Origin of the sequence: Paenibacillus albicereus, from assembly GCF_012676905.1 — a bacterium.
Taxonomy (GTDB): Bacteria; Bacillota; Bacilli; order Paenibacillales; family Paenibacillaceae; genus Paenibacillus_O; species Paenibacillus_O albicereus.
On sequence record NZ_CP051428.1, the window covers coordinates 338,081 to 358,924 of the forward strand.

Below are 20,844 nucleotides of genomic sequence, written 5' to 3' on the forward strand. Positions count from 1 at the left end.
TGTTCTCCAATGCCGGAATGGCCGGCTCATGTCCAGGCACCATCCGGTGCCTATGGTCCCATTCGGTGCTTAGGGCACGATAAAGTGCGTTCTTCCCTGATGTCATTATAGGGATCATAATCGTCCTATGCCAAGGTGTTCCAGCCATGGCGCTTGTTGAAAACGAGGAGGAGACCCGATGAACGTATTGATCGTAGCGGCCCATCCGAGAAGCGATTCGCTGACCTTGGCGGTGACGGAGAGATTCAGGCAAGGCCTGCTGGATGCGGGGCATGGGGCGGAGGTGCTGGATCTTTATCGAAGCGGGTTCGACCCGTCGCTGCGGCAAGAGGACGAGCCGGACTGGTCGAACGAGCGCAAGGTGTACTCGGCCGAAGCGGAAGCGGAGATGGAGCGGATGAAGCGGCATGATGCCCTCGCCTATATCTTCCCGATCTGGTGGTACGGCATGCCGGCCATGCTGAAGGGGTACATCGACCGCGTCTGGAATTACGGCTTCGCCTACGGCTCGTCCAAGCTGTCGCATCGGCGCGTGCTATGGCTCGGACTGGCGGCGGCCACGCAGGAGCAGCTGGGCAAGCGGAGCTACGACAAGATGATGGCGCATCTGTTCAACGTCGGACTCTCCGAGTATGCCGGCATCGCCGAGTCCCGGTTCGAGATCTTGTACGACACGCTCCGCCCCGATCCCGCTTATGCGGAGCAGCTGCTGGCCGGCGCGTATGAGCTCGGACTTCATTATTCCGACGAATGGCAGGCGGCGCAGCGGTCCGATTTCAAGGTCGGAGCGGAATCGTAAGGGGAGAAGCCGACAGTCGGAGCCTGCAGGAGACGATTCGGCAGAAAGAGCGGAACGACGGGCTGAAGATGCCCGCATCGGGCTGGAGCCGCTGCGCTTGCAGCGGCTTTTCGGCGTGCCTCGGCTTGACGAGGGCGGCAGCGCTGTGTTAAACAGATGATAGCGTTTTCTTGCTGTCCTGCAACAGTACCATTCGGCCAGAGAAGCCGGGAACGCCACCCTTAGCGACGGAAGGATGGATGCATCATGCCAAGCGGAACGCATCGTATCGAAGTCAACGCCAGTCTGGAGCAGGTCCAAGCCTTCATCCGCGATCCCGACCGGTGGGAGCCGCTCATGCCGGGCTACATCAAGCACGAGATCGTCAGCGCGCGGGAGTCGGTCTGGACGTTCAAGGCCGATCTGGGCTTTACGAAAAAAGCGGTCGAGCTGAAGCTCGAGCTGGAGGAGCAAGCCGAGCCGAACCGGGTCTCGTTCCGCCTGACCGGACTATCCGACCCCGTCGAGGGCAGCGGCAGCTTCGAGGCTGCGGCCGCAGGCGCGGCGGCGAGCCTCGTCGGCAGCCTCGACATCAGCGGCAAGGGGCTCATGGCGATGATGATGAACAGCGTCATGAAGGACTTCGTCCCGCGCGCGGTCGAGCAGCTCACCGATGCGACGGCAGCGGCCATCGAGGCGCAGGCGGCGCATTGACATCAGGCGGATTCAGGACAGGAAGAGGCAATCAGCCTTCCCCGAGCGTTCGGGGAAGGCTAATTTTTTGCCGTTCACGGGTTGGTGGCTGAATTCGCTCAGGTACGCTCGAAAGCGACGATCCACTCTCCTTGCGTCTGCGCGTAGCCGACATCGCCCTCGGCGACGAGGCCGTACAGCTTCTTGACGTCGAGGAACTCCTTGCGCTCTCCGTTCTCGAACTCCAGCGTGATGTAGTAGTCCGTGCGCGACGAGCCGGATGTATGGAACTGGTTGTCCGTGCCGTGCGAATGACCGGAGCTTTGATGCACTTCCATCCGCTTGGACACGATGCGGGCGTAGACGGATTCGCGCGGCGAGCGGGCGTTCTGCGCGTAGCGGACGCCGCGCGCGATCATCGTCACGATGACGATGACGAACACGATGCCGATCAGCACCGGCACGAGGGTGAACATGAAGCTGAAGCCGGCGGGCGGTCCGAAGCCGTCTCCCATGCCGAAGGTTGAATCCATGCGGCTGTCCTCCTTTGAAAGAAATCCTCTACATCAGACGCTGCAGAAGGGCAAAAGTTTAAAAAGTGGATGAATCTGGGCGATTGAGCGCTATACATATGATCTTCACAACCTCCGGGTAAAGTAGAGTCGTACGGGCGGTCTAGAGCGGCTGAAGGAAGGACATACTGGCCCCTAGAAGCGCCTGAAAACGAAGCGGGAGGAAGATGAAGGATGAAGCGAACCGGAAAAGGGATGGTAGCCGCAGCCGCGCTGGCGCTGCTGCTGGCTGGCTGCGGAGCCAAGAGCGGCGACCACGGCTCCATGAACATGAATGCGGCGAACTCCGAAACGGCGAGCCCGATGCCGGGGAACGAGGCGGCGACGAACGGGGAGGCGGGAGGCTCCGCGGCCCATGAAGGCATGAATCACGGGTCCGGCGAATTGCCGGAGGGCATGCAAGACGCGCCAAGCCCCAAGTTCCCGGTCGGCAGCCAGGCGATCCTCAAGACGGATCATATGCCGGGCATGGAAGGCGCTGAAGCGACGATCGCGGGGGCGTACGCGACGACCGCGTATGCCGTCTCCTATACGCCGACGACGGGCGGCGAGCGGGTGACGAACCACAAGTGGGTCGTCCAGGAGGAGCTCGAAGGCGCCGGCTCGGCTCCGTACAAGCCCGGCGACGAGGTTGTCCTGAAGGCGGACCATATGGAAGGCATGGACGGCGCCAAGGCGACGATCGATTCGGCCGAGCCGATGACGGTATATGCGGTCGACTATCAGCCGACCGACGGCGGCGAGATCGTCAAGAACCATATGTGGGTCACGGAGAGCGAGCTGGCGAAGGAGTAGAACGAAGAACGAAGAACGAAGAACGAAGAACGAAGAACGAAGAACGAAAAACCGCCCTTTCCGGCAGAGTGCCCGGAAAGGGCGGTTTTTGGTGCCCAAATGCCGTCAAATGACGATCTTCACTCTAAGTCCAATCTAGCGTGGGTCAAGGAATGATTGAATAAGACTGATAAAATTTTACTATCACTTAATTAAAGTTACTTAAACTACCATTATAGGACAGATTTTTCAGGGGGCGTGTCGGTCAGGCAGGCCAATATGATCTCCTGAATGGCTACCTGACGCTTGAATTGTCCTAAAACAAGCCGAACTCCATGCCAAGTGAGGTAAAGAGAAAGGTTGTTTTGAGCGACTCCGCGCATTCGCGCATAATGACGGTCGAAGCTATGTTGAATTTCGACGGCCTGATCCGTGTGGCGGAGCAGCCGGGTGGTGCCGGGTATGGGGGCGGCACCTTCGCCCTCCATCCACTGATCCCCGAACGGCAAGTCTTTTTGAGTTCGATAAGGCTGGTCCATCGACAGGCTGGCTTGGAAGGCTCCAGTGGAGTCGCATTTGATTTGAAGGGTGCTGATGAATCGTTCTGCCTGCGGTTTGGGACGCTGTCCTTTTCGGGAAGGGCGCAGATGGCGGACGCTGACTTGAATGTCTTTGCTCTTTCCATCTGGCGGCTTGACCCAGCGGGCGCTACGCTCCGCCACTTTTTGGAGAATGAGGTTTTTCCAAGAGACGGCAGTCGTCCGGCTGATGCCCAGCGAGCACACGATATCCTTTAAAGAGGCTTCGTTCAACAACATAAACAGAAACGCTGGTAGATGAGTTCGCAGCTTGCGATGAGCGAGAATGGATCCGGTCCATTCATTGAAGTGGTGCTGGCAGGCATGGCAATAATAACGATGCAGCTTATCCTCGCCATTTTTCTTTTCGGAGTACCCATATCCAATAACGTCCGCCCCTTTCCCTTTACAGCCAGGGCGAAGGCAAGTCATCTGCTTTCCTTGCCGTATTTCACGGACAAATGTGGTTGTCATGCCCACAAGTTGACCGAACTCCCGCAGAACTCGCTGCTTTTCTAGCCGCTTTTGTTCAGCGGGTCCGCTGTGGATGGCTTGCAGCCGTTGAAGCAGATGCGCCATCTCCTCGTAACGATCTCTTTCCTCGGGCGGCGTATTTTTGGGCATTCAAACGAACTCCTCTCTTGAGAAGGACTTCTTCACATTAAACCAACTGCAAAATGTACTATAACGAGAATAACAACCACTCGAATGGGGTGCAAGCTTGCCGCATGAACGTGCCCCTCCTAAGATGAAGGAGAAGATGTCTGGCGACGGAGGAGACGGCCATGACCGAAAAATCAATGACGCCGCAGACGCTTCGGGGAATTCCCGAGCTGCGGTATACGAATGCCGACAATGTCGTGCGGTACCGCGCGATCATGCGGTTTTTTTATCTCGAATATAAGCGACTGCGCTACTGGCTGAGGCCGGAGGAAGTGCATGCGGCGATTGCGCAGTGGGACGTATGGCCGCACTACACGCAGGAGCTGTGTCAGCAGGACTTGGAGCAGCTGGCATCATGGCAGAATCTGACGTCCCGTCATGAGGGCGGCCGTTCGTCGACGTTGGAAGAGTACTTGAAGAAGAAGCTGCAGTATTGCCTGCGGCCGTACTCAATCGAGATCGAGCGGATGCTGGAATCACTGGAAAAGGTGACGGGGTATGGAGGCTCGCTGGAGGCGAGCTTGTTCGATACGATCGCCGACAAGCTGTTCGCGATTCGGCGCGATGCGGTTGACATCGAACCGGAAGCTGCTCTTCAGCTGTGGACATCGCTGTACGAATCCTTCGTCAAGCTGCACGAGAATGCGGCGGACTACATGGCGAGTCTGCATACGGCCAAAGCCGAGGAAATGATGGTGACGGAGGCTTTCCTGCTGTTCAAGGAAAAGCTGACGGATTATTTGCAGCATTTCGTACAGGCGCTGCAGCGGAGCTCCTACGGCATCGAAGGCCATCTGCTGCAAATTCGCGAGCCGGTGATGGAGCTGTTTTTAGAGCGGGCCGCCGAAGGCGAGCTGAGCCGTCCCCGGTTGGAGGAAGCGCCGGACAAGGAGGAGCTGCTGCAGGAGCTTCGTCAAGGCTGGAACAACATCAGGCGCTGGTTTCTCGGCAGCGGCTCCGAAGCGAGCGAGCTGACGATGCTGGAGAGAGCGACTAAAGATGCGATTGCCCGCATCGTGCGCAGCGCGATCCGCATTCAAGAGCGGAAGCGCTCCGGACTCAGCCGCAAGAAGGAGCTGGAGCATCTGGCGGGCTGGTTCGCCCGGCTGGAGACGATGGACGAGGCGCATCGGCTGGGTGCCCATGCGTTCGGGCTGTTCCGCACGCGCCATCTGCAGGGCGAGGATCTCCGCACGACGGATCGGAGCGACCAGTCGTCCTGGGACGAGCAGGCGAAGCTGCACCTGCTGCGATCGCGCAGCCGGAAGCGCTCGGCCGGTGTCGTCCCCGACTCCGTCCCGGATCATCGGGAGCGCAAGCAGCGGGAGCGAGAGGTGCATCAGTCACGTCAGGCCGAGGAGTGGCGGAGCATCGAGCGGATGCTGCGGCTCGGACAAGTGTCGATCTCCGAGCTGGGTCCGGTGACGACGTCGGAGCGGGTCCGGCTGCTGTCCTGGATCGGGCGCTGCATGACAGCAGGAGAAAAGCGCAGCTTCGTGACCGCCGAAGGGGTACGCATCACGCTGAGCCTGCCGCAGGCGCCGGGAACCTTGACCGTGCTGCTCGCCGAGGACGGAGAGCTGGAGATGAAGGATTACCGGCTTGATTTCCGACTTACGGAAGCGTCCTTGTACAGCGGGCGGGCCGAGCCGGATGACAAAGGAGATGGGGCGGGATGATTCGTGGAGCGGCGCGGCGCGCGGCGAAGCGCGAGCGGAACGAGGAGCAGCTGCTGGAGCGCAAGCAGGAATGCGTACAGGCGCTGCTCAATCGGCCCTGGGTGGCCAAGGAAGAACATGCGGAGCTTTACTATGCCGTCAAGGATCACTATGAGGAGCTGCGCAGCTGGTTCATGGACAAGGCGGGGTTGCCGCTGCTGCTGACGCGGACAATGGCCAAGCTGGACAAGACGCCCGTGGCGGCGTATCCGTGGATGGGGTTCGAGGAGTTCAGCGAGCGGCAGGACTACGTCTTTTTCACGTACGGGCTCTGGTATATGGAGTCCAAGACGGAGCTGGACCAGTTCCTGCTGTCGGAGATGGTGGAGCAGATTCGCGAGCAGATGATTGCCGGGGGCATGGATGCGGACTGGATGGTCTATTCCCACCGGCTGTCGATGGCGCGTGCGCTCAAGAAGTTGCGGACCCTCGGAGTGCTCGTAGGCGTGGACGGGGACGAGGCATCCTGGGCGCAGAAGAAGGAGCGAAACGTCTTGTACGAATGCTCGCCGACCGCGCGTTATGTGCTGCGCCGCTTCCCCCGCGACATTGCGGAGTGCCAAAGCTTGGAGCAGCTCCAGGACCCGATCGCCTACGCCGATACGACCGATGGACAGAACGGCCGCATCCGCCATCGGGTGTACCGACGGCTGCTCTTCGAGCCGCTCGTAGAGGATCGGGACTGGAGCGCCGAGGAGCTGAAGTACGTGCAGGGGCAGCGACGGACCATCTTGGACCAATTGGAGAAGACGGTCGGCTGGATCGGCCGCCGCTATCGGGAGGGCATGGTGCTGTTCCATCCTGGCCTGACTTCGGTTAGCGAGCTGTTCCCGACACAGGCGGCGGTATCCGACCTGGTTCTGCTCGTCTCCGGTGAACTGCGCCGAATGATGCAGGAGGAAGGCCTGATTGTAGGGTCTGACGGAAGGATTCGGCTGTTGCCATCCGAGCTGGAGAGAGTGCTGATGCGCTTGAAGGAGCAATACAAGGACTATTGGATCAAGGACTGGAGAGACAACCTGTCGAGCTCGGAGTTGGCGTTGTTGTGTGTGGAGCACTTGCATTCCTGGGGACTGGCAGAGCGATTGTCAGGCGGAGAAGTCGAGGTGTCGGCCTTGCTTGGTCGCTGGCGCGCCGAGTATGGAGAGGAGGAGCGGACATGACATGGGATACGCAAACGGCGGAGGCTGTAGGTGAGACGCTGGCAGAGTACGATGCGGCAACGACGGGCGAGCCGGCCGTCGCTCGCTGGCAGATGCATCGGTTCGGCATTCTGAACTTTTGGCATTACGATGAGGAAGTGTTCGAACTGGAGCAGGGCCGCATCATCCTGCGCGGCGCCAATGGCTCGGGCAAGTCGGTGACGATGCAGAGCTTCCTGCCGCTCGTGCTGGATGGCGACAAGCGGGCGCATCGGCTGGATCCGTTCGGCTCGCGGGATCGCCGGATCGAGTATTATTTGCTCGGGGAAGAGGAGAGCGGCAAGGTCAAGACCGATTCGACCGCTTATTTATGGATGGAGTTCAGACATGGCCAAAGCGGCCTGTACCGGACGATCGGCATCGGGCTGCGGGCTCGGCGCGGCGGCGCGCAGGTGCAGTTCTGGGGCTTCGCCGTGACGGACGGGAGACGGATCGGACATGACTTATGGCTGTATGATCACCCGGCTTACCTGGAGGACAAGGTCAGGACGCCGTTCGACCGCAAGGAGCTGGAGCGCGCAATCAGCGAAGGGGGCCAGGTCGTTCACGACCAGAAGTCGTATCAGGAGCTGGTCAACAAACAGCTGTTCGGCTTCGCCGACAGCGAGGCGTTCGAGGATCTGCTGCAGCTGATGATCCAGCTGCGCAGCCCGAAGCTGTCCAAGGATTTCAAGCCGACCGCAATCTATCAGATTCTCCATCAGGCGCTGTCTCCTCTGATGGAGGACGATTTGCGTCCGCTCTCAGAAGTGCTGGAGGACATGGACCAGATCACAGATCGGCTGGACGAGCTGCGCCGCTATCGGGACAGCATGGAGAAGCTCCAGCAGCGGTATGACTTTTACAACAAGCATCTACTTCTGCAGGGAGCAGAGGGATATCGCGCCGGGACAATCGAGCTTGAGCAAGCCGAGTTGAAGGTGCGCGAGTGCGAAGGGGAGCTGACAGCGGCGCAGAGCGAGCGGGCAGCGGCAGAGGCGAGGTTGAGAACGATCCAGGACGAGCAGCGGACGATCATCGCTGAACGGGAGCTGCTCGCGCAGCATGAGGCCATCGGCAAGCAGCAGGAGCTGGAACAGGCGCAGACGCTGCTGCAGGATCTGGAGCGCCAGCTGGAGAGGTCCAAGGAATCGTTGCGAAAGGCGCGGGACAGACAGGCGCAGCTGGTACGCCAGCTGGAAGAGCGGCAAGCAAGCCGCGACCGTCTGGCAGGCGAGCAGCGCGAACTGCTGGATGAGCTGGATGAGCTGGCGAGTGAGCTCGAGTTTCCCGAGCATGGCGTGTACCACCGCTATTGGATGCCGGATGCGCCTTCGACCGATGCATGGCGCGATCCGTGGCGGAGCGATCTGCGGCGCCATCGTGAGCGGATTGAGGAAGCGCTGGCCAAGGCGAGGCTGGGGCGCGAAGCTGAGTTGGCCGCGCGGGATCGGGAGATCGAGCTGGGCGAATCCCGGCGCGGCCGGGACGACGCCGAGAGCGGCGTCGCGGAGAGGACGCAAGCGCTCGATGAGGCGAAGGAGCAGTTGCGGAGCCAGATGGCGCTATGGGCGCAGGGGGTGCAGCAGCTTCCCTTCGGCGAAGAGCCGCTGCGGGCGGCGCTGCGGGCGGTCAGCGAGTATGGGGCCGCGCAGAGCTCGCTCGAGCTGCTGCGGGCGCCGCTGCACGCGGCATATGACGGCGAGCGGGAGCGGCTCGTAGCCCAACGGCTGGAGCAGGAGCGGCAGCGCAGCGAGCTGGCGGCCCGGCGCAGCGAGCTGGCGGAGGAGAAGCGCCGCTGGGAACAAAGTCGCGAGCCGGAGCCGGCGCGCAGCGAGGGGCGCGGCCGCTATCGGGCGCGGCTGGCGGAAAGGCGCGGCGGAGCGCCGCTGTATGCCGCATGCGATTTTGCCCCGGGTCTGAGCGAAGAGCAGCGCGCCCGTCTGGAGGAGGCGCTGGAGCGCAGCAGCCTGCTCGACGCCTGGATCGAGCCCGACGGTCGCATGGAGGCTTCGGCTGCAGGCGAGGAAGAGAGCTGGCTGACGCCCCTACCCTATGAATTCGGCTACACGCTGGCGGATGTGCTGATCGCCGATCCCCCGGAAGGAAGCGGGCTGGAAGCGGAGCAGATCCAGCAAGTGCTGCGCAGCTTTCTCTGGGACGAATCGGGCGCGGCTGTGGGCGCGACGGACTGGAGCGCAGGCATCGGCGCCGACGGCTCTTATCGTCTTGGACCGCTGTCCGGCCAGTCTACGACCAAGCAACGGGCGGAATTCATCGGCCGAGAGACGCGCAAGCGCACGCGGCTACTGGAGATAGATCGTCTGCAGGCAGAGCTATTGCAGCTCGGTGGTACTATGGCTGAGGCAGAGGCGGAGCTCGCTGCGACGAAAGCAGCCGAAGAGCGAATCGTTCAGGAGCGCGATGCATACCCTTCGCCTGCGAAGCTTGAACAGGCCAGGCGAGGTCTGGAAGCCGCGGAGCACCGTTTGCAGGCTGCGCTCCAGCAAGAGTCTCGTTCTCTGGAGCGCTACAAGCTGAAGGCAGAAGAGTGGCAGCGGCTGCAGCTGGAGCTGGCCGAAGCGACGGCGAATTGGAGCCGGCTGAAGCGTGAGCCGGATCTGACAGCCGCGCTGCGGGCCGCAAGTGATTACGAGGGGCAGCTGTCGGAGCTGGCCTCGCTGTGGAAGGAACATGACGGAGCGGTCCGGACGACGGAACGGCTGATGGAGGAGCTTGCCTCGCTAGGACAGGAGCTGGAGGACGAGCTGGAGCTCGAGGATGAGCTGGATGCGCGCCGTCGCGACCAAAAGGCGAGGACGGATGCTCTGAAGCGGCTGATCGAGGAGCTGGGCCTCGCAGACGTGGCGAGCCGGATGGAAGCGCTTCGTTTGCAGCTGCAAGTGTTGTCCCGCGCGCAGCGGGAGATGGACGGGGCAATAGATCGCGCCAAGAACGCCGCCGCCCGCGCCGATGCCCGGCTCGGCTTGCTCCGCGAGCAAGGGCAGGAGCGCGCCGAACGGCTGCGTCAGGCGGGCGAGCTGCTGGAGCTGGAGCTGTCTCGCGGTTTGGCCGGCGGCTGGAAAGTCCAGCTGGAGCAGACCCGCGCGGACGGAGAGGCGAACGGGGAGGCGCTAGGTCGGCTGGCATCGGAGATCCGCAGCGAGTACGCGCCTTTGTTTGAGCAGCGCAACATTGAGAATATTACGAACCGGCTGCTGGAAGAGATGGCCGCCGCGCGGACGCAGCTGAGCGACTATGTGCTGGAGCTGGCTGTCGACGAGCGTACAGGGCGCTTTCTCGTGTGGTCGATGCGCAATCCGCAGCAGCCGCTGTCGCCGCTGCGCCTGCTACAGGAGCTGGAGGAGCAGGAGGCGGAGCAAAGCGCGCTGCTCAGCGAGAAGGACCGAGTACTGTTTGAAGACATCATCTTGTCCAGCGTCGGCAAGGCGATTCGCCAGCGCATCCATCGTGCGGAGCAGTGGGTGCGCGAGATGAACCGCCTTATGGAGGCTCGCGAGACTTCGAGCGGGCTGCGGCTGCGGCTGCAATGGAACCCTCGCAGCGCCTCGACGGAACAGCAGCTCGACGTGCAGGATCTGGTCGAGCTGCTCAAGCGGGATTCGCAGCGGCTGCGCGAGGACGAGATCGAAGCGATGATTCGCCACTTCCGCGAGCAAATCCGCATCGCCAAGGAAGCTGCTCAAACCGAGCAGGAATCGTTGCGGCTGCATCTTTATCGGATTCTGGACTACCGCAATTGGTTCGAGTTCCAGCTGGAGTCGCGAAAGGGCGTACAGACGGCCTATCGGCCGCTGACCGACTCCCGCTTCAACGTCATGAGCGGCGGCGAGAAGGCAATGGCGATGTACATTCCGCTGCTGGCGGCGGCCTGGTCTCGCTATGCGGATGCCCGCGACGAATCGCCTCGCCTCATCTCACTGGACGAAGCCTTCGCCGGCGTCGATGAAGAGAACATGCGGGATATGTTCAAGCTGCTGACGGACATGGGTTTTGACTATATGATGACCTCGCAGGTGCTCTGGGGCTGCTATGATACCGTCCCTGCTCTTGCCATCTATGAGATTTCGAGGCCGAAGGACGTCGACTTCGTGACGCTGTTCCGCTACAAGTGGAACGGTCGGCGTAAAATTTATGTGGAGGCGGAGAATTGAGACGCTTGGAGCGAAGGGAGGGGCACAGCCTTTGGGGAAAACGAAACTCGTCGCAGCAGCGCAGGACTACTTCCTCCGGCCCGGCATGAGCAGGTTTCTGGAAGCAGCCTGGAAGCGGTATGAAGGTCTGGGGCGAGTTGGCGGAAAGGCTGTCGTCCGGGAGCTGACACCGGAGGAATGCGATGCGCTGAACGGTTTTTTCGGCATGTATTTGAGACCGGGACAAGAAGCAGGGTTTCGGTTGGAGCTGTTCGAGTCGGAGCTCCTTCAATCCCCGTTTGCCTGCACTCTGGCCGAGCTTCATGAGCGGTTGTACGAGGAGCCGCTGCTGAGCCGCGCGGATCGCGAGCTGGTGCGCCGACAAAGCTGGCAGGCGCTGTTCATGGCGACGGAACGCCGCCTGCAGGCTGAAGGCCAAGACATTCCCAAGCACATATCCCAGTGGTGGGCGCGCGTGCGCGCCGGGGATGGCGCAGGGTATCGGACGCTGAAGGAGCTTTGGGGCCGAGGGGAGGCGCTTGCCTCGGAGGCGCTCCTGCATGCGACGCTGGCTTGGCGGCGATTGGGATGGCTGGACGGGGAGACCATCAAGCCGATACGCAAGCCGGTTCTGGCGGCGGAGGTTTCGGGCAATCCGCATGCGCTGGATCTGAACCAGCCGGCCGGGCGTCTGTTTTTTCAGGCGCTGCTGTCTGTGTCCTATCCCGGCGAGATAAAGGACGTGCCAGATCGGGCGGCTGAGACGGGACAACCAAGCCGTGGCGCCGATGACTTCGATGCGGATGCATTAGACACAGAATCAGATCTGAGCCGCGAAGTCTTGCGAAACCTGGATACGTTGGCGGCACGGGAGGTGTACCGGCGCTGGGGCGTGCTTGACGACGACTTTTCCTCTTATGTCCATGTGTTCTATTCCGGCAGGCACCAAGGGCGCTGGGCGCCGCGTGGCGAGGTGTGGACGCTGGCCCAGGTGGAGTCCATGTCGGAGCTTCCTCCTGTGACGGAGCTGTATGTCGTAGAGAATCCCGCCGTCTATGCCTCGCTCATCGAAAGCTCTGCTCCCGTCTATGGAGAGGGTCAGGACGGGCCGCGCAGCGGCGCAGCGCCCATGCTTCTTTGTACGAGCGGCCCTGCCAGCGCCGCCGCGCTGCGTCTACTGGATCTTTATGTCCGCTCGGGACGGCTTCAGGGATCCATTCATTATTCCGGCGACTACGACGGAAAGGGAATCGCCATGGCCAATGTGCTCTGGCGCAGGCATGGGGCATGCTTTTCTCCCTGGCGATTTGACAGCGAGACCTATGGAACTGCGGTTCAAGGGATGATTGCGGGAGGGCTTTCCTTCTCACTAGAGGAATGCAGACAGCTGATGAAGCTGCGGGCGGAGTGGCAGCCTGCGCTGAGCGCCAAGCTGCTGGAGGGCAAGCGCAAGCTGTTCCAGGAGGAGCTGCTTCCGCTGTTGGAGGCAGATTGGCGGCAAGCGCAATCCAAACGAGAAGCGGAGAACCGTTAGAAGCGCCACGCATCCCGCGCATCCTGCAAGCGCGATACAGTGGCAACGACTATTTTAATGTAACAAAATTAGCCGAACCTTGCCGGACATGCTGCCTAACTGATGCTGATGTCTATTGGCAAGGCGGAGCCTGTTCGTCCATCGCGACCGCCCGCCGTACATCCGCTTTCGCCTGGAGGAGCGGCTAGTCTATTACAACGAGGAGGATCACGCCCGGACGAGAGAGCTGTACGAGCGGCTTTGCGGAAACATTATCCAATGATTTCAGTATCGGCTATCCGTTAGAATACAAGAAGAATCAGGCCTTCTTCGGGGAACTTCGACCCTCCCTGGAAGAGGCTATTTTTGTGTAATTTTGAAACTTTTATCCTATTTGGACTAGGACTATAAACCTATTTCTTATTCGTACCGATAAAGACAGAAACAATCACTTTTTTGATTATTTCTTTCAGAGGAGGCCGACATGAGGCTGATCCTGCTATCCGGCGGTTCAGGCAAGAGGCTGTGGCCGCTGTCCAACGACCTGCGCTCCAAGCAATTCATCAAGAGCCGGCAGAAGGGCGAGCCCGAGTCTGCGCCCCCAACGTCCATGATCCAGCGGGTGTGGGAAAAGCTCGGCCGCCACGGCCTTCAGCACCGGTCCGTCATCGCGGCCGGGTTGACGCAGCAGAGCTTGATTCAGACGCAGCTTGGCGCCTGCGTGCCGCTCGTGCTGGAGCCGGTTCGCCGCGATACGTTCCCGGCGGTCGCTCTCGCGACGCTGCATCTGCGGGCCGAGGGAGCTGCGGCCGAAGAGATCGCCGTCGTCATGCCGGTCGACGCCGAAGCGGGAGACGGCTTCTATGAGGCGATTCGGGAGCTGGGAGAGCGGATGGAAGGGGCAGGCTGCGAGATCGGATTGATCGGCAGGCTGCCGACCGAAGCATCGGATAAATACGGGTACCTCTTGCCAGGTGAGGCCATCGGGAAAGAGCCGCGCATGCGGCAAGTGACGGCATTCATCGAGAAGCCTCCCGCGGTAGAGGCGGAGCGCCTGATTCGGCAAGGCGCTTGGTGGAACTGCGGCGTGTTCGCTTTCCGGCTCGGCTATGTGGAAGCGCTGCTGCGAGAAGCGGGGCTGCCGGCCTCGTACGAGGAGCTTCTGGACGTTTATGAGCAGCTGGAGCCGATCAGCTTCGACTATCGCGTCGTCGAGCGGGCGGCTTCGGTCGCGGTGCTGCCCTACGAAGGGCCTTGGAGAGATCTGGGCACCTGGAACGAGTGGACCGAGACGATGCCGGGCCAGCTCGTCGGTCCTGGATTGCTCGGACAAGATTGCGACGGCACTCACGTCATCAACGAGCTGCAGATTCCGATCGTGGTCTCCGGCATCCGCGATGCGGTCGTCGCCGCCAGCCCGGACGGCATCCTCGTGACGGACAAGCGCAGCTCGACCGGACTCAAGGGAATCGTCTCCGAGCTGGACGGGCGGGCTATGTATGAGGAGACCTCTTACGGCTGGTATCGCGTCATCGATATGGAACGAACTTCGCTGGGCCATGCCCTCACCAAGCGTCTTCATCTTCGAGCAGGAAGGGAAATCGCCTCGCATCGCCATCGGCTGCGGGACGAAGTGTGGACATTCTTGTGCGGCGAGGCGGAGATCGTGCTGGACGGACAGGTTTTCCGAGTTGCCGCGGGCGACTCGGTCCATTTTCGGGCCGGAGCATGGCATGCGGTGCGGGCGCTGGAGCATGTGGACGCGATCGAGGTGCAGTCAGGCAGCGCGGTGAGCGAGGATGACATCGAGTACGAAACGAGCCGGGGAACGCCATCTCCCCTGTTCGGCGGAAAGCGGGAGGGGGGCAGGCCATGGACGGAAACGTAAGGATCGGAGACCTTCTGCTGCAGCAAGAGCTCATTACCGAGGAGCAGCTGCAGCAGGCGATCGAGCACCAGCGCCGATACGGCGGGCGGCTGGGCGATATTTTGGCTGCGCAGGCAGGCATTCCCGCCGCCGACATCGAGCGGTTGACCGAGCGGTCGCGGCAGAAGGGGCGGCTCGGGGAAATGCTCGTCGACGCCGGCGCGATCATGCCGGAACAGCTGGAGCGCGCGCTGGAGTTCCAGCAGAAGAGCGGCGGTATCTTAGGGGACATCCTGCTGTCGCTCGGCATGATCGAGCCGGATCGGCTTTACCGGGAAATCGCGACGCAGCAGCAGATCGGCCGGGTCGGCCTGGAGTTCAGCTTCGAGGACGAGCACAAGCTTCCGGAGGCGCTGGCGCGCCGGCTGAACGCCGTCGTCATCAACCGCGATCTCGACCGCTGCCTCGTGGCGGCGGGAGCGCCTCTGGCCCCGGAGCAGCTGCGCGAGCTTGAGGAGCGGCTCGGCAGCCGGGCGGAGCAAGTGCTGGCGACTCGCGAGGAGATGGAGTTTTTCTACAAGCAGGTGTATACGACCGAGCTCATGCAGGAGAGCACCGAAAAGCTGATGCAGGAAAACCCGGAGGACTCGGCGCATGTGACCTTCACGAAGCCGCAGCTGGCCGTAGGGGCCCTTGCCCTGATTCTGTTCCTGGCCGGCTTGGCCTGGGACTGGCTGACGACGCTCATCGTCGTCAATATCGGCATCCAGCTGCTGTACCTGGTCATGACCGTCTTCAAGTACGGCATCCTCTACTTCGGCTCGAAGGAAAGCGCGCAGCTGCGCTTCGAGGAGGAGGAGATCGCGGCGATCGACGAGCGGGAGCTTCCGATCTATACGATTCTCGTTCCAATGTACAAGGAGAGCAATATCCTGCCGACGCTCATGCGCAACATCGACGCGATCGACTACCCGAAAGCCAAGCTCGACGTGCGCCTGCTCATCGAGGAGGACGACGTCGAGGCGCAGGAGCTGCTGAAGGCGATGAATCCGCCTTCGTACTACACGGTGCTGGTCGTTCCGCACAGCCTGCCCAAGACAAAGCCCAAAGCGTGCAACTACGGCCTCATCCGCGCCCGCGGAGAGTACGTCGTCATCTACGATGCGGAGGACCGTCCCGACCCGGACCAGCTCAAAAAGGTGTTTCTTGCTTTCAAGCGAAGCCCGGACAACGTCTGCTGCGTGCAGGCCAAGCTGAACTACTTCAACAGCGAGCAGAACCTGCTGACGCGCTGGTTCACGCATGAATACAGCATGTGGTTCGAGCTGCTGCTGCCCGGCGTCATGAAGCTGGACGTCCCGATTCCGCTCGGAGGCACGTCCAACCACTTCAAGACGGGCGTGCTCAAGTCGATCAACGCATGGGATCCGTACAACGTGACCGAGGACGCCGATCTCGGCGTGCGGCTGTACAAGGAAGGCTACAAGACGGCGATCGTCGACTCCCGCACCTGGGAGGAAGCGACGAGCCGCGTCGGCAACTGGATCCGCCAGCGCTCCCGCTGGATCAAGGGCTACATGCAGACCTGGCTCGTCCATATGCGGGACCCGCTGCGGCTGTGGCGCGATCTCGGTCCGCGGGGTTTCCTCGGCTTCCAGGCGATGGTGCTGGCGACGCCGCTGCTGCCGCTGCTCAATCCGATCTTCTGGACGATGCTGCTGCTCTGGTATCTGGCCCGCGTCGAGGTGATCCCGCTCTTCTTCCCGGGACCGATCTATTATTTCGCGGCGTTCGAGCTGTTCCTGGGCAACTTCGTTTTCGTCTACAGCTTCACGGCGGGCATCTACTGGGTGACGCGCGACCTGCACGACAAGGGCAGCCGCGTCTTCTCCTACTCGCTGGTCAAGTACACGCTGCTGGCGCCCGCCTACTGGGTGCTCATGAGCATCGCGGCGATGAAAGCGGCCTGGCAGCTGGTCACCAAGCCCTTTTATTGGGAAAAAACGCAGCACGGCCATGCGACGACGGATACCCATGCGGGCGTCGACGCTTCGGCCTGATCTCACGAGCGGACAGGTGAACTTATGAAATCGCATCGTCTATCTTCCTCCCGAACGGGACTATATGCCGTCTTCGGCTTCGTGCTGCTGCTCGAATTCGGATTCGGATTCTACCTCGCCGCCGTCTACGGCTTCATGTCGGGCGACGCGTCGAGCCGCGTAGCCAACGCCTTCTATGTCCTGTACAGCCGCGAGCCCGGCCTGGCGAACATCGGCTTCGTCTGGAATCCGCTGCCGAGCCTCATGGAGCTCGTCGTGCTCGTGTTCTATCCGCTCTACAAAGGGCTGGCCGCGCAGGGCATCGCCGCCGTCATCGTCTCGAGCCTTTTCGCCGCGCTGACGGCGGTCCAGCTCGTGCGGGCGGGCGACCGATTCGGCCTCCGCCGCAGGCTGAGCGTGCTGCTCGCACTGCTGTACGCCTTCAATCCGTATATCTTCTACTATGGGGCGAACGGCCTCACCGAAGCGATCTTCATCTATTTCATCACCATCTGCGTCGTGCAGCTGCTGCTCTGGATGGGGAAGCAGTCGGCAGGGCCGCTCGTGCTGGCGGCCGTCGCGCTGGCGCTGGCGTTCTGGACCCGGTACGAGACGGTGTTTTTCGGCGCGGCGCTGGCGCTCGCCGTGCTGATCTGGATCGTCCGTGATCGGGAGGAGACGCTCAAGCACCGGCTGCAGCAGGCCGAGGGAACATGGACGCTGCTGCTGGCGCCGGTCGTCTACTCCGGCTTGCTGTGGATTTTCTTCAACTGGACGATCATGGGAGATCCGCTCTACTTCCTCACCTCGGACTATGGCAATCTGGGCCAGGCCGAGCTGCTCCAGGACGAGAAATTCCAGCGCCTGATCGGCAATCCATGGAATACGCTGCTGTTCGTCGGAGAGCGGACCGCCTACTTCAGCCTGCCTCTGCTCGCGATCCTGCTCATCCGGCTCTATGAGGGCAGGCTGCTGCGGCGAGACGTGCTGCTCCTGCTGCTGCTGGCGCTGAGCATTCCGGCCATGCAGTTCATTCTTCTGCTGCGGGGCGGCACGGCCGCCTGGATCCGCTACTATATGTACGTCTTCCCGATCGCGGCGGCCTGGATGCCGTACGAGATCAGCCGCCTGCGGCATCGGCGCACAGGCGTCGCGCTGCTGCTCGTATCGCTCGCGGGCAGCGGCTATGTCATGCTCGGCATGATGAACGACCCGACGATCGCTTCCGACGAGTACGAGGCGTTCCGGCAGAACAAGCTTTACGCCGAGCAGCAGGCCGGAAAGCAGATGACGGACGTGATCGACCGCGAGCTTCCGGGCCGGACGATCCTGACCGACTCGTTCAGCAGCTTCCGGATCGTCATGGGCAGCGACAGCCCTCGCCAGTTCCTCATCACCAGCGACAGCGAATTCGCGGACGCGCTGGAGGCGCCGGCGGAGCATGGCGTCGAGTACGTGCTGGTGCCCAATCCGCAGGCGGTGCTCTCGCTGGACGAAGTGAACAAGAAGTACCCTTCCCTCTATGAGCAGGGAGCGGACTGGGCGGAGCTGTACCGCCAGGCCGGCGAATATTGGAAGCTGTACAAGGTCAAGCCGGAGACGGAATGACCGCTGCTCCAGCGAGCGGACCGACGCTGGACGCCGGAAGCCGATCTCATCGGGGAGATCGGCTTCCGGCGTTTTTTTCTCCCTCGCCGGTCCCTGGCGCCGCCGCAATCCCGCAAGCCCCGCGCTGCCGTCCCCGCAAAGCCGCAAACCCGCAAAGCCGCGCGGGCTTGCGGCTTTTTTTCGGTTCTTTTCCGCAAGCGGTTTGTGGAATGACGAAGCCTCGTTTTCGGTGTGAATGGGAAAAAGATCGCTTATAGTGAAAACAAGGGAAACAACGAGAGCACGAACCGGACGAGGGCAACGAAAGAGAAGAGACGACGAGGGCGAGGAGGAGACGGCATGAAGGGATTTTCATTCGGAGGCGGATTGACGCTGGTCCATCTGGAGGCGAGCTCGCCGAGGCTGTTCGCGGCGGAGGACCAGCTGGACTGCCGGTACGTGAGGGCCTACTTCAAGCAGCAGGGCACGCCGACGGCGCAGTACATCCAGGCCAGCCTGGCCGGGCGGTACGAGACGGCGGAGGACCTGCTCTCGCTCGGCAACGACGCGGTCGCCTTCCACGTCACGCCCGCCTCCTACCGTCTCTGCCGGGAGCTGAGCGGCACGCTCGCCGACCTCGACGGCTCGCTGCGGATCTTCTGGTTCGGCGAGTGGGCGGCCGAGCTGCCGGACCGCTCGCTGCCGGCGACGGTGGAGCGGCTGGTGCGCTCGGAGCCGGAGCGCGTCCTGCACCGGCTGCTTGAACCGGACGCGCCGGACGAGGCGGCCGACGAGATGGACGCGCTCGACGCCATCGCCGGCGTATGGGAGGAAGCGGCCTCGATGCGGCAGGCGCCGCTGCTGGCGGTCAAGGCTTCGGATCGGCTGGGAGGAGCATCCGCTCCGGACGGCCTCCGGCTGCACTCGCCGGAGCGGCTCGCCCGGGACATCCGGCTCGCGGCCGCGGCTTCCCGCCAGGCGCGGCCGGAGCTGCGGCTGATCGGCTACGAAGCGGCGACGGCCGACGAGGCGCGAGAGGCCGCCGTGGCCGAGGCGCTGGAGGCATGCGGGGGAAGCGCGACGTGGTCGGTCGAGCTGACGCTGGAGCGCTGGCGGAGCGGCGGAGCCGCCCGGCTCGCGGAGAGGGGCGCCAGCACGCTGACGCTGCGGCTGCCGGACAGCCTGGACGAGACGGAGCCTTTCCTCTCCGACATGCTCCGCGAGCTGAGGATTGCCTGGCCGGAGCTGCGGCTGCGTGTCGTGCTGGAGACGTCGCCTGGCAGCACGGAGTCGGGATCGAGGCGGGTCGCCGGGCAGCTGAGGCAGTGCCTGGACGAAGGGTTGCTCGCCCGGGATGCGATCACGGCCGCCATCCCCGCTGCCGCTGGTGCCGAGGCCCGCATGCTGCTGCCCGCTCCGCTGGAGGAGCTGGCGCGTGAGCGGCTCGGATCGAGCTCGGAGGCGGCGCTCGTGAACGGCTTCCTCGCCTTCATGACCGGACATTACCCGCCGCATGCCCTCGGAGGGGGCGCCAAGCATATCGGCGTCGACGAGGACGGCTGGAGGCCCGAGACGATCCGGCGCATGGGCGAGCATTCCGCCCTCAACAGCGCGATCTTTTTCGAACAAAACCAAGAAAACAGGGACGAAAGCTTGGATATAATAGAGCCGCCGATCTTCTACGATCAGGACGGCAGGTGGAAGCGGCTGGACCGCCGCTTCGACCGGGCCGGCGGCGAGGCCGAGCGCGAAGGTGTCTATCTCTCCAACGCCAATCGGCTGGATCGCGACGAGAGCGGCCGCTGGCAGCTGCGGCTGAACGACTTTCTGCTGGCCGAGCCGATCTCGCTGCAGCGCCAGCGCTATGAGGAAGCCGCGGCCGAGGACGGCGCGTGTGAGCCCGCCGCCTTCCGGCTGCTGGAGCTCCGCAGCGAGCGCGACCTTGATCGGTTCCTCGACGACGTGGACGGGTTCAGCCGCACGGGACGCTTCGCCCATGGCTATGAAGTCCAGTCGCATGTAATGGACAGCTGCCGCTGGTCGGCGGCGGGCGCCTGCTCGGCCCGCAAGCTGCCGAGGCTGTTCGCGGACAAGGAGGGCGAGGTGGCCTCCTGCCGGGGCTGCGCGCCGATCGGGCATCTGGACGACACGCCGGACCAGCTGCTGCTGCAGGCCGCGGTGCTGTCCGACCAGGAGCAGCTGCTGCGCGGCTGCAGCTCCTGCGAGATCCGCTCGACCTGCTCCCAGTGCGCGTTCCTGCCTCCCTACATGACGGCCTCGCAGTATTGCGCCATCCGCCGCGAGCACGTCATGCTCCATCGCTACATGCAAGTGGTGCAGCTGGTCAAAGGGCTTCGCCGGCATACCCAAGCGCTGTCCGCGCTGGACGCCGAGACGCTGCTCGTCTCGCTGCCGACCTGCACCCACTACTACCCTCACCCCGGCATGGCCGCGCGTCCTTCGCTCGTCAGCGAGGCGGTGTTCCTCTTGACGACGGACGGTACGCCGGTGCTGTACCAGGCCGTCAGCCAAAAGGTGCTCAAGCTCAGCGAGCCGATGGCGCTGCTGCTCGAAGGGCTGATGGTCGGCGCGACCGAAGCCGAGCTGGCCGAGGCGCTGCAGGCGAAGTACGGCACGGAGCCGGCCTACGCCGCCGCCGCCGTCTCGCAGGCGATCGAGCAGTTCAGCCGCCAAGGCTGCCTCCATCTGCCCGCACGGGCATCGTGA

The 20,844-nt window shown here is 62.6% G+C and carries 13 protein-coding genes; 11 read left to right on the top strand and 2 right to left on the bottom strand.

Annotated features, from left to right (window positions below; all coding sequences use genetic code 11):
* Positions 1 to 178 precede the first annotated feature (178 nt).
* Positions 179 to 799: an NAD(P)H oxidoreductase gene (locus HGI30_RS01555; RefSeq protein WP_168906084.1), complete on the top strand. Its 621-nt coding sequence runs from the start codon at positions 179 to 181 to the stop codon at positions 797 to 799.
* Positions 800 to 1,045: 246 nt separating this feature from the next.
* A complete protein-coding gene (locus HGI30_RS01560; RefSeq protein WP_168906085.1) occupies positions 1,046 to 1,492 on the top strand; it encodes an SRPBCC family protein in 447 nt (148 codons plus the stop codon).
* Positions 1,493 to 1,590: 98 nt separating this feature from the next.
* Here HGI30_RS01560 and HGI30_RS01565 read toward each other — a convergent pair whose 3' ends face one another.
* Positions 1,591 to 2,004: a DUF2500 domain-containing protein gene (locus tag HGI30_RS01565; RefSeq protein WP_235680282.1), complete on the bottom strand. Its 414-nt coding sequence runs from the start codon at positions 2,002 to 2,004 to the stop codon at positions 1,591 to 1,593.
* Between the two features lie 213 nt (positions 2,005 to 2,217).
* On the opposite strand from HGI30_RS01565, the gene HGI30_RS01570 reads away from it, so the two are divergent.
* Positions 2,218 to 2,838, top strand: coding sequence for a YdhK family protein (locus tag HGI30_RS01570; RefSeq protein WP_235680283.1), 621 nt, complete (start codon positions 2,218 to 2,220; stop codon positions 2,836 to 2,838).
* A 212-nt stretch (positions 2,839 to 3,050) separates the two neighbouring features.
* On the opposite strand, the gene HGI30_RS01575 is transcribed toward HGI30_RS01570, so the two are convergent.
* Positions 3,051 to 4,019, bottom strand: coding sequence for a hypothetical protein (locus HGI30_RS01575; protein ID WP_168906086.1), 969 nt, complete (start codon positions 4,017 to 4,019; stop codon positions 3,051 to 3,053).
* A gap of 161 nt (positions 4,020 to 4,180) precedes the next feature.
* Between HGI30_RS01575 and HGI30_RS01580 the strand changes: the two genes are divergently transcribed.
* The 8 genes from HGI30_RS01580 to HGI30_RS01615 all read left to right on the top strand — a co-directional run bounded on the left by HGI30_RS01580 (position 4,181) and on the right by HGI30_RS01615 (position 20,844).
* The gene (locus tag HGI30_RS01580) at positions 4,181 to 5,737 is read left to right on the top strand and encodes a TIGR02677 family protein (RefSeq protein ID WP_168906087.1); all 1,557 of its coding nucleotides are present in this window, start codon (positions 4,181 to 4,183) and stop codon (positions 5,735 to 5,737) included.
* Positions 5,734 to 6,939 carry a TIGR02678 family protein gene (locus HGI30_RS01585; protein WP_168906088.1) on the top strand — a complete coding sequence of 402 codons (1,206 nt, stop codon included), beginning with the start codon at positions 5,734 to 5,736 and terminating at the stop codon, positions 6,937 to 6,939. The genes HGI30_RS01580 and HGI30_RS01585 overlap by 4 nt, the downstream gene beginning before the upstream one ends.
* Positions 6,936 to 11,132, top strand: coding sequence for a TIGR02680 family protein (locus HGI30_RS01590; protein WP_168906089.1), 4,197 nt, complete (start codon positions 6,936 to 6,938; stop codon positions 11,130 to 11,132). Before HGI30_RS01585 ends, HGI30_RS01590 begins: the two co-directional genes overlap by 4 nt.
* A 31-nt stretch (positions 11,133 to 11,163) precedes the next feature.
* Complete coding sequence (locus HGI30_RS01595) at positions 11,164 to 12,645, top strand: TIGR02679 domain-containing protein (RefSeq protein ID WP_168906090.1); 1,482 nt, start codon at positions 11,164 to 11,166, stop codon at positions 12,643 to 12,645.
* Between the two features lie 463 nt (positions 12,646 to 13,108).
* Positions 13,109 to 14,512, top strand: a complete 1,404-nt coding sequence (locus tag HGI30_RS01600) for a sugar phosphate nucleotidyltransferase (RefSeq protein WP_168906091.1) — start codon at positions 13,109 to 13,111, stop codon at positions 14,510 to 14,512.
* Entirely contained in the window at positions 14,497 to 16,551 is a 2,055-nt protein-coding gene (locus tag HGI30_RS01605) for a cyclic di-GMP-binding domain-containing protein, MshE-related (protein WP_168906092.1), read from the top strand. Before HGI30_RS01600 ends, HGI30_RS01605 begins: the two co-directional genes overlap by 16 nt.
* Positions 16,552 to 16,575: 24 nt before the next feature.
* Positions 16,576 to 18,138 (top strand): glycosyltransferase family 39 protein, encoded by a 1,563-nt coding sequence (locus HGI30_RS01610; RefSeq protein WP_168906093.1) that lies wholly within the window; start codon positions 16,576 to 16,578, stop codon positions 18,136 to 18,138.
* A 339-nt stretch (positions 18,139 to 18,477) separates the two neighbouring features.
* Positions 18,478 to 20,844, top strand: coding sequence for a serine/threonine-protein kinase (locus HGI30_RS01615; RefSeq protein WP_168906094.1), 2,367 nt, complete (start codon positions 18,478 to 18,480; stop codon positions 20,842 to 20,844).

Excerpts from the sequence above, each read along its gene's own strand:
- HGI30_RS01555 (WP_168906084.1), top strand. The coding sequence starts at position 179 with ATGAACGTATTGATCGTAGCGGCCCATCCGAGAAGCGATTCGCTGACC.
- HGI30_RS01560 (WP_168906085.1), top strand. The coding sequence starts at position 1,046 with ATGCCAAGCGGAACGCATCGTATCGAAGTCAACGCCAGTCTGGAGCAG.
- HGI30_RS01565 (WP_235680282.1), bottom strand. The coding sequence starts at position 2,004 with ATGGATTCAACCTTCGGCATGGGAGACGGCTTCGGACCGCCCGCCGGC.
- HGI30_RS01570 (WP_235680283.1), top strand. The coding sequence starts at position 2,218 with ATGAAGCGAACCGGAAAAGGGATGGTAGCCGCAGCCGCGCTGGCGCTG.
- HGI30_RS01575 (WP_168906086.1), bottom strand. The coding sequence starts at position 4,019 with ATGCCCAAAAATACGCCGCCCGAGGAAAGAGATCGTTACGAGGAGATG.
- HGI30_RS01580 (WP_168906087.1), top strand. The coding sequence starts at position 4,181 with ATGACCGAAAAATCAATGACGCCGCAGACGCTTCGGGGAATTCCCGAG.
- HGI30_RS01585 (WP_168906088.1), top strand. The coding sequence starts at position 5,734 with ATGATTCGTGGAGCGGCGCGGCGCGCGGCGAAGCGCGAGCGGAACGAG.
- HGI30_RS01590 (WP_168906089.1), top strand. The coding sequence starts at position 6,936 with ATGACATGGGATACGCAAACGGCGGAGGCTGTAGGTGAGACGCTGGCA.
- HGI30_RS01600 (WP_168906091.1), top strand. The coding sequence starts at position 13,109 with ATGAGGCTGATCCTGCTATCCGGCGGTTCAGGCAAGAGGCTGTGGCCG.
- HGI30_RS01605 (WP_168906092.1), top strand. The coding sequence starts at position 14,497 with ATGGACGGAAACGTAAGGATCGGAGACCTTCTGCTGCAGCAAGAGCTC.
- HGI30_RS01610 (WP_168906093.1), top strand. The coding sequence starts at position 16,576 with ATGAAATCGCATCGTCTATCTTCCTCCCGAACGGGACTATATGCCGTC.
- HGI30_RS01615 (WP_168906094.1), top strand. The coding sequence starts at position 18,478 with ATGAAGGGATTTTCATTCGGAGGCGGATTGACGCTGGTCCATCTGGAG.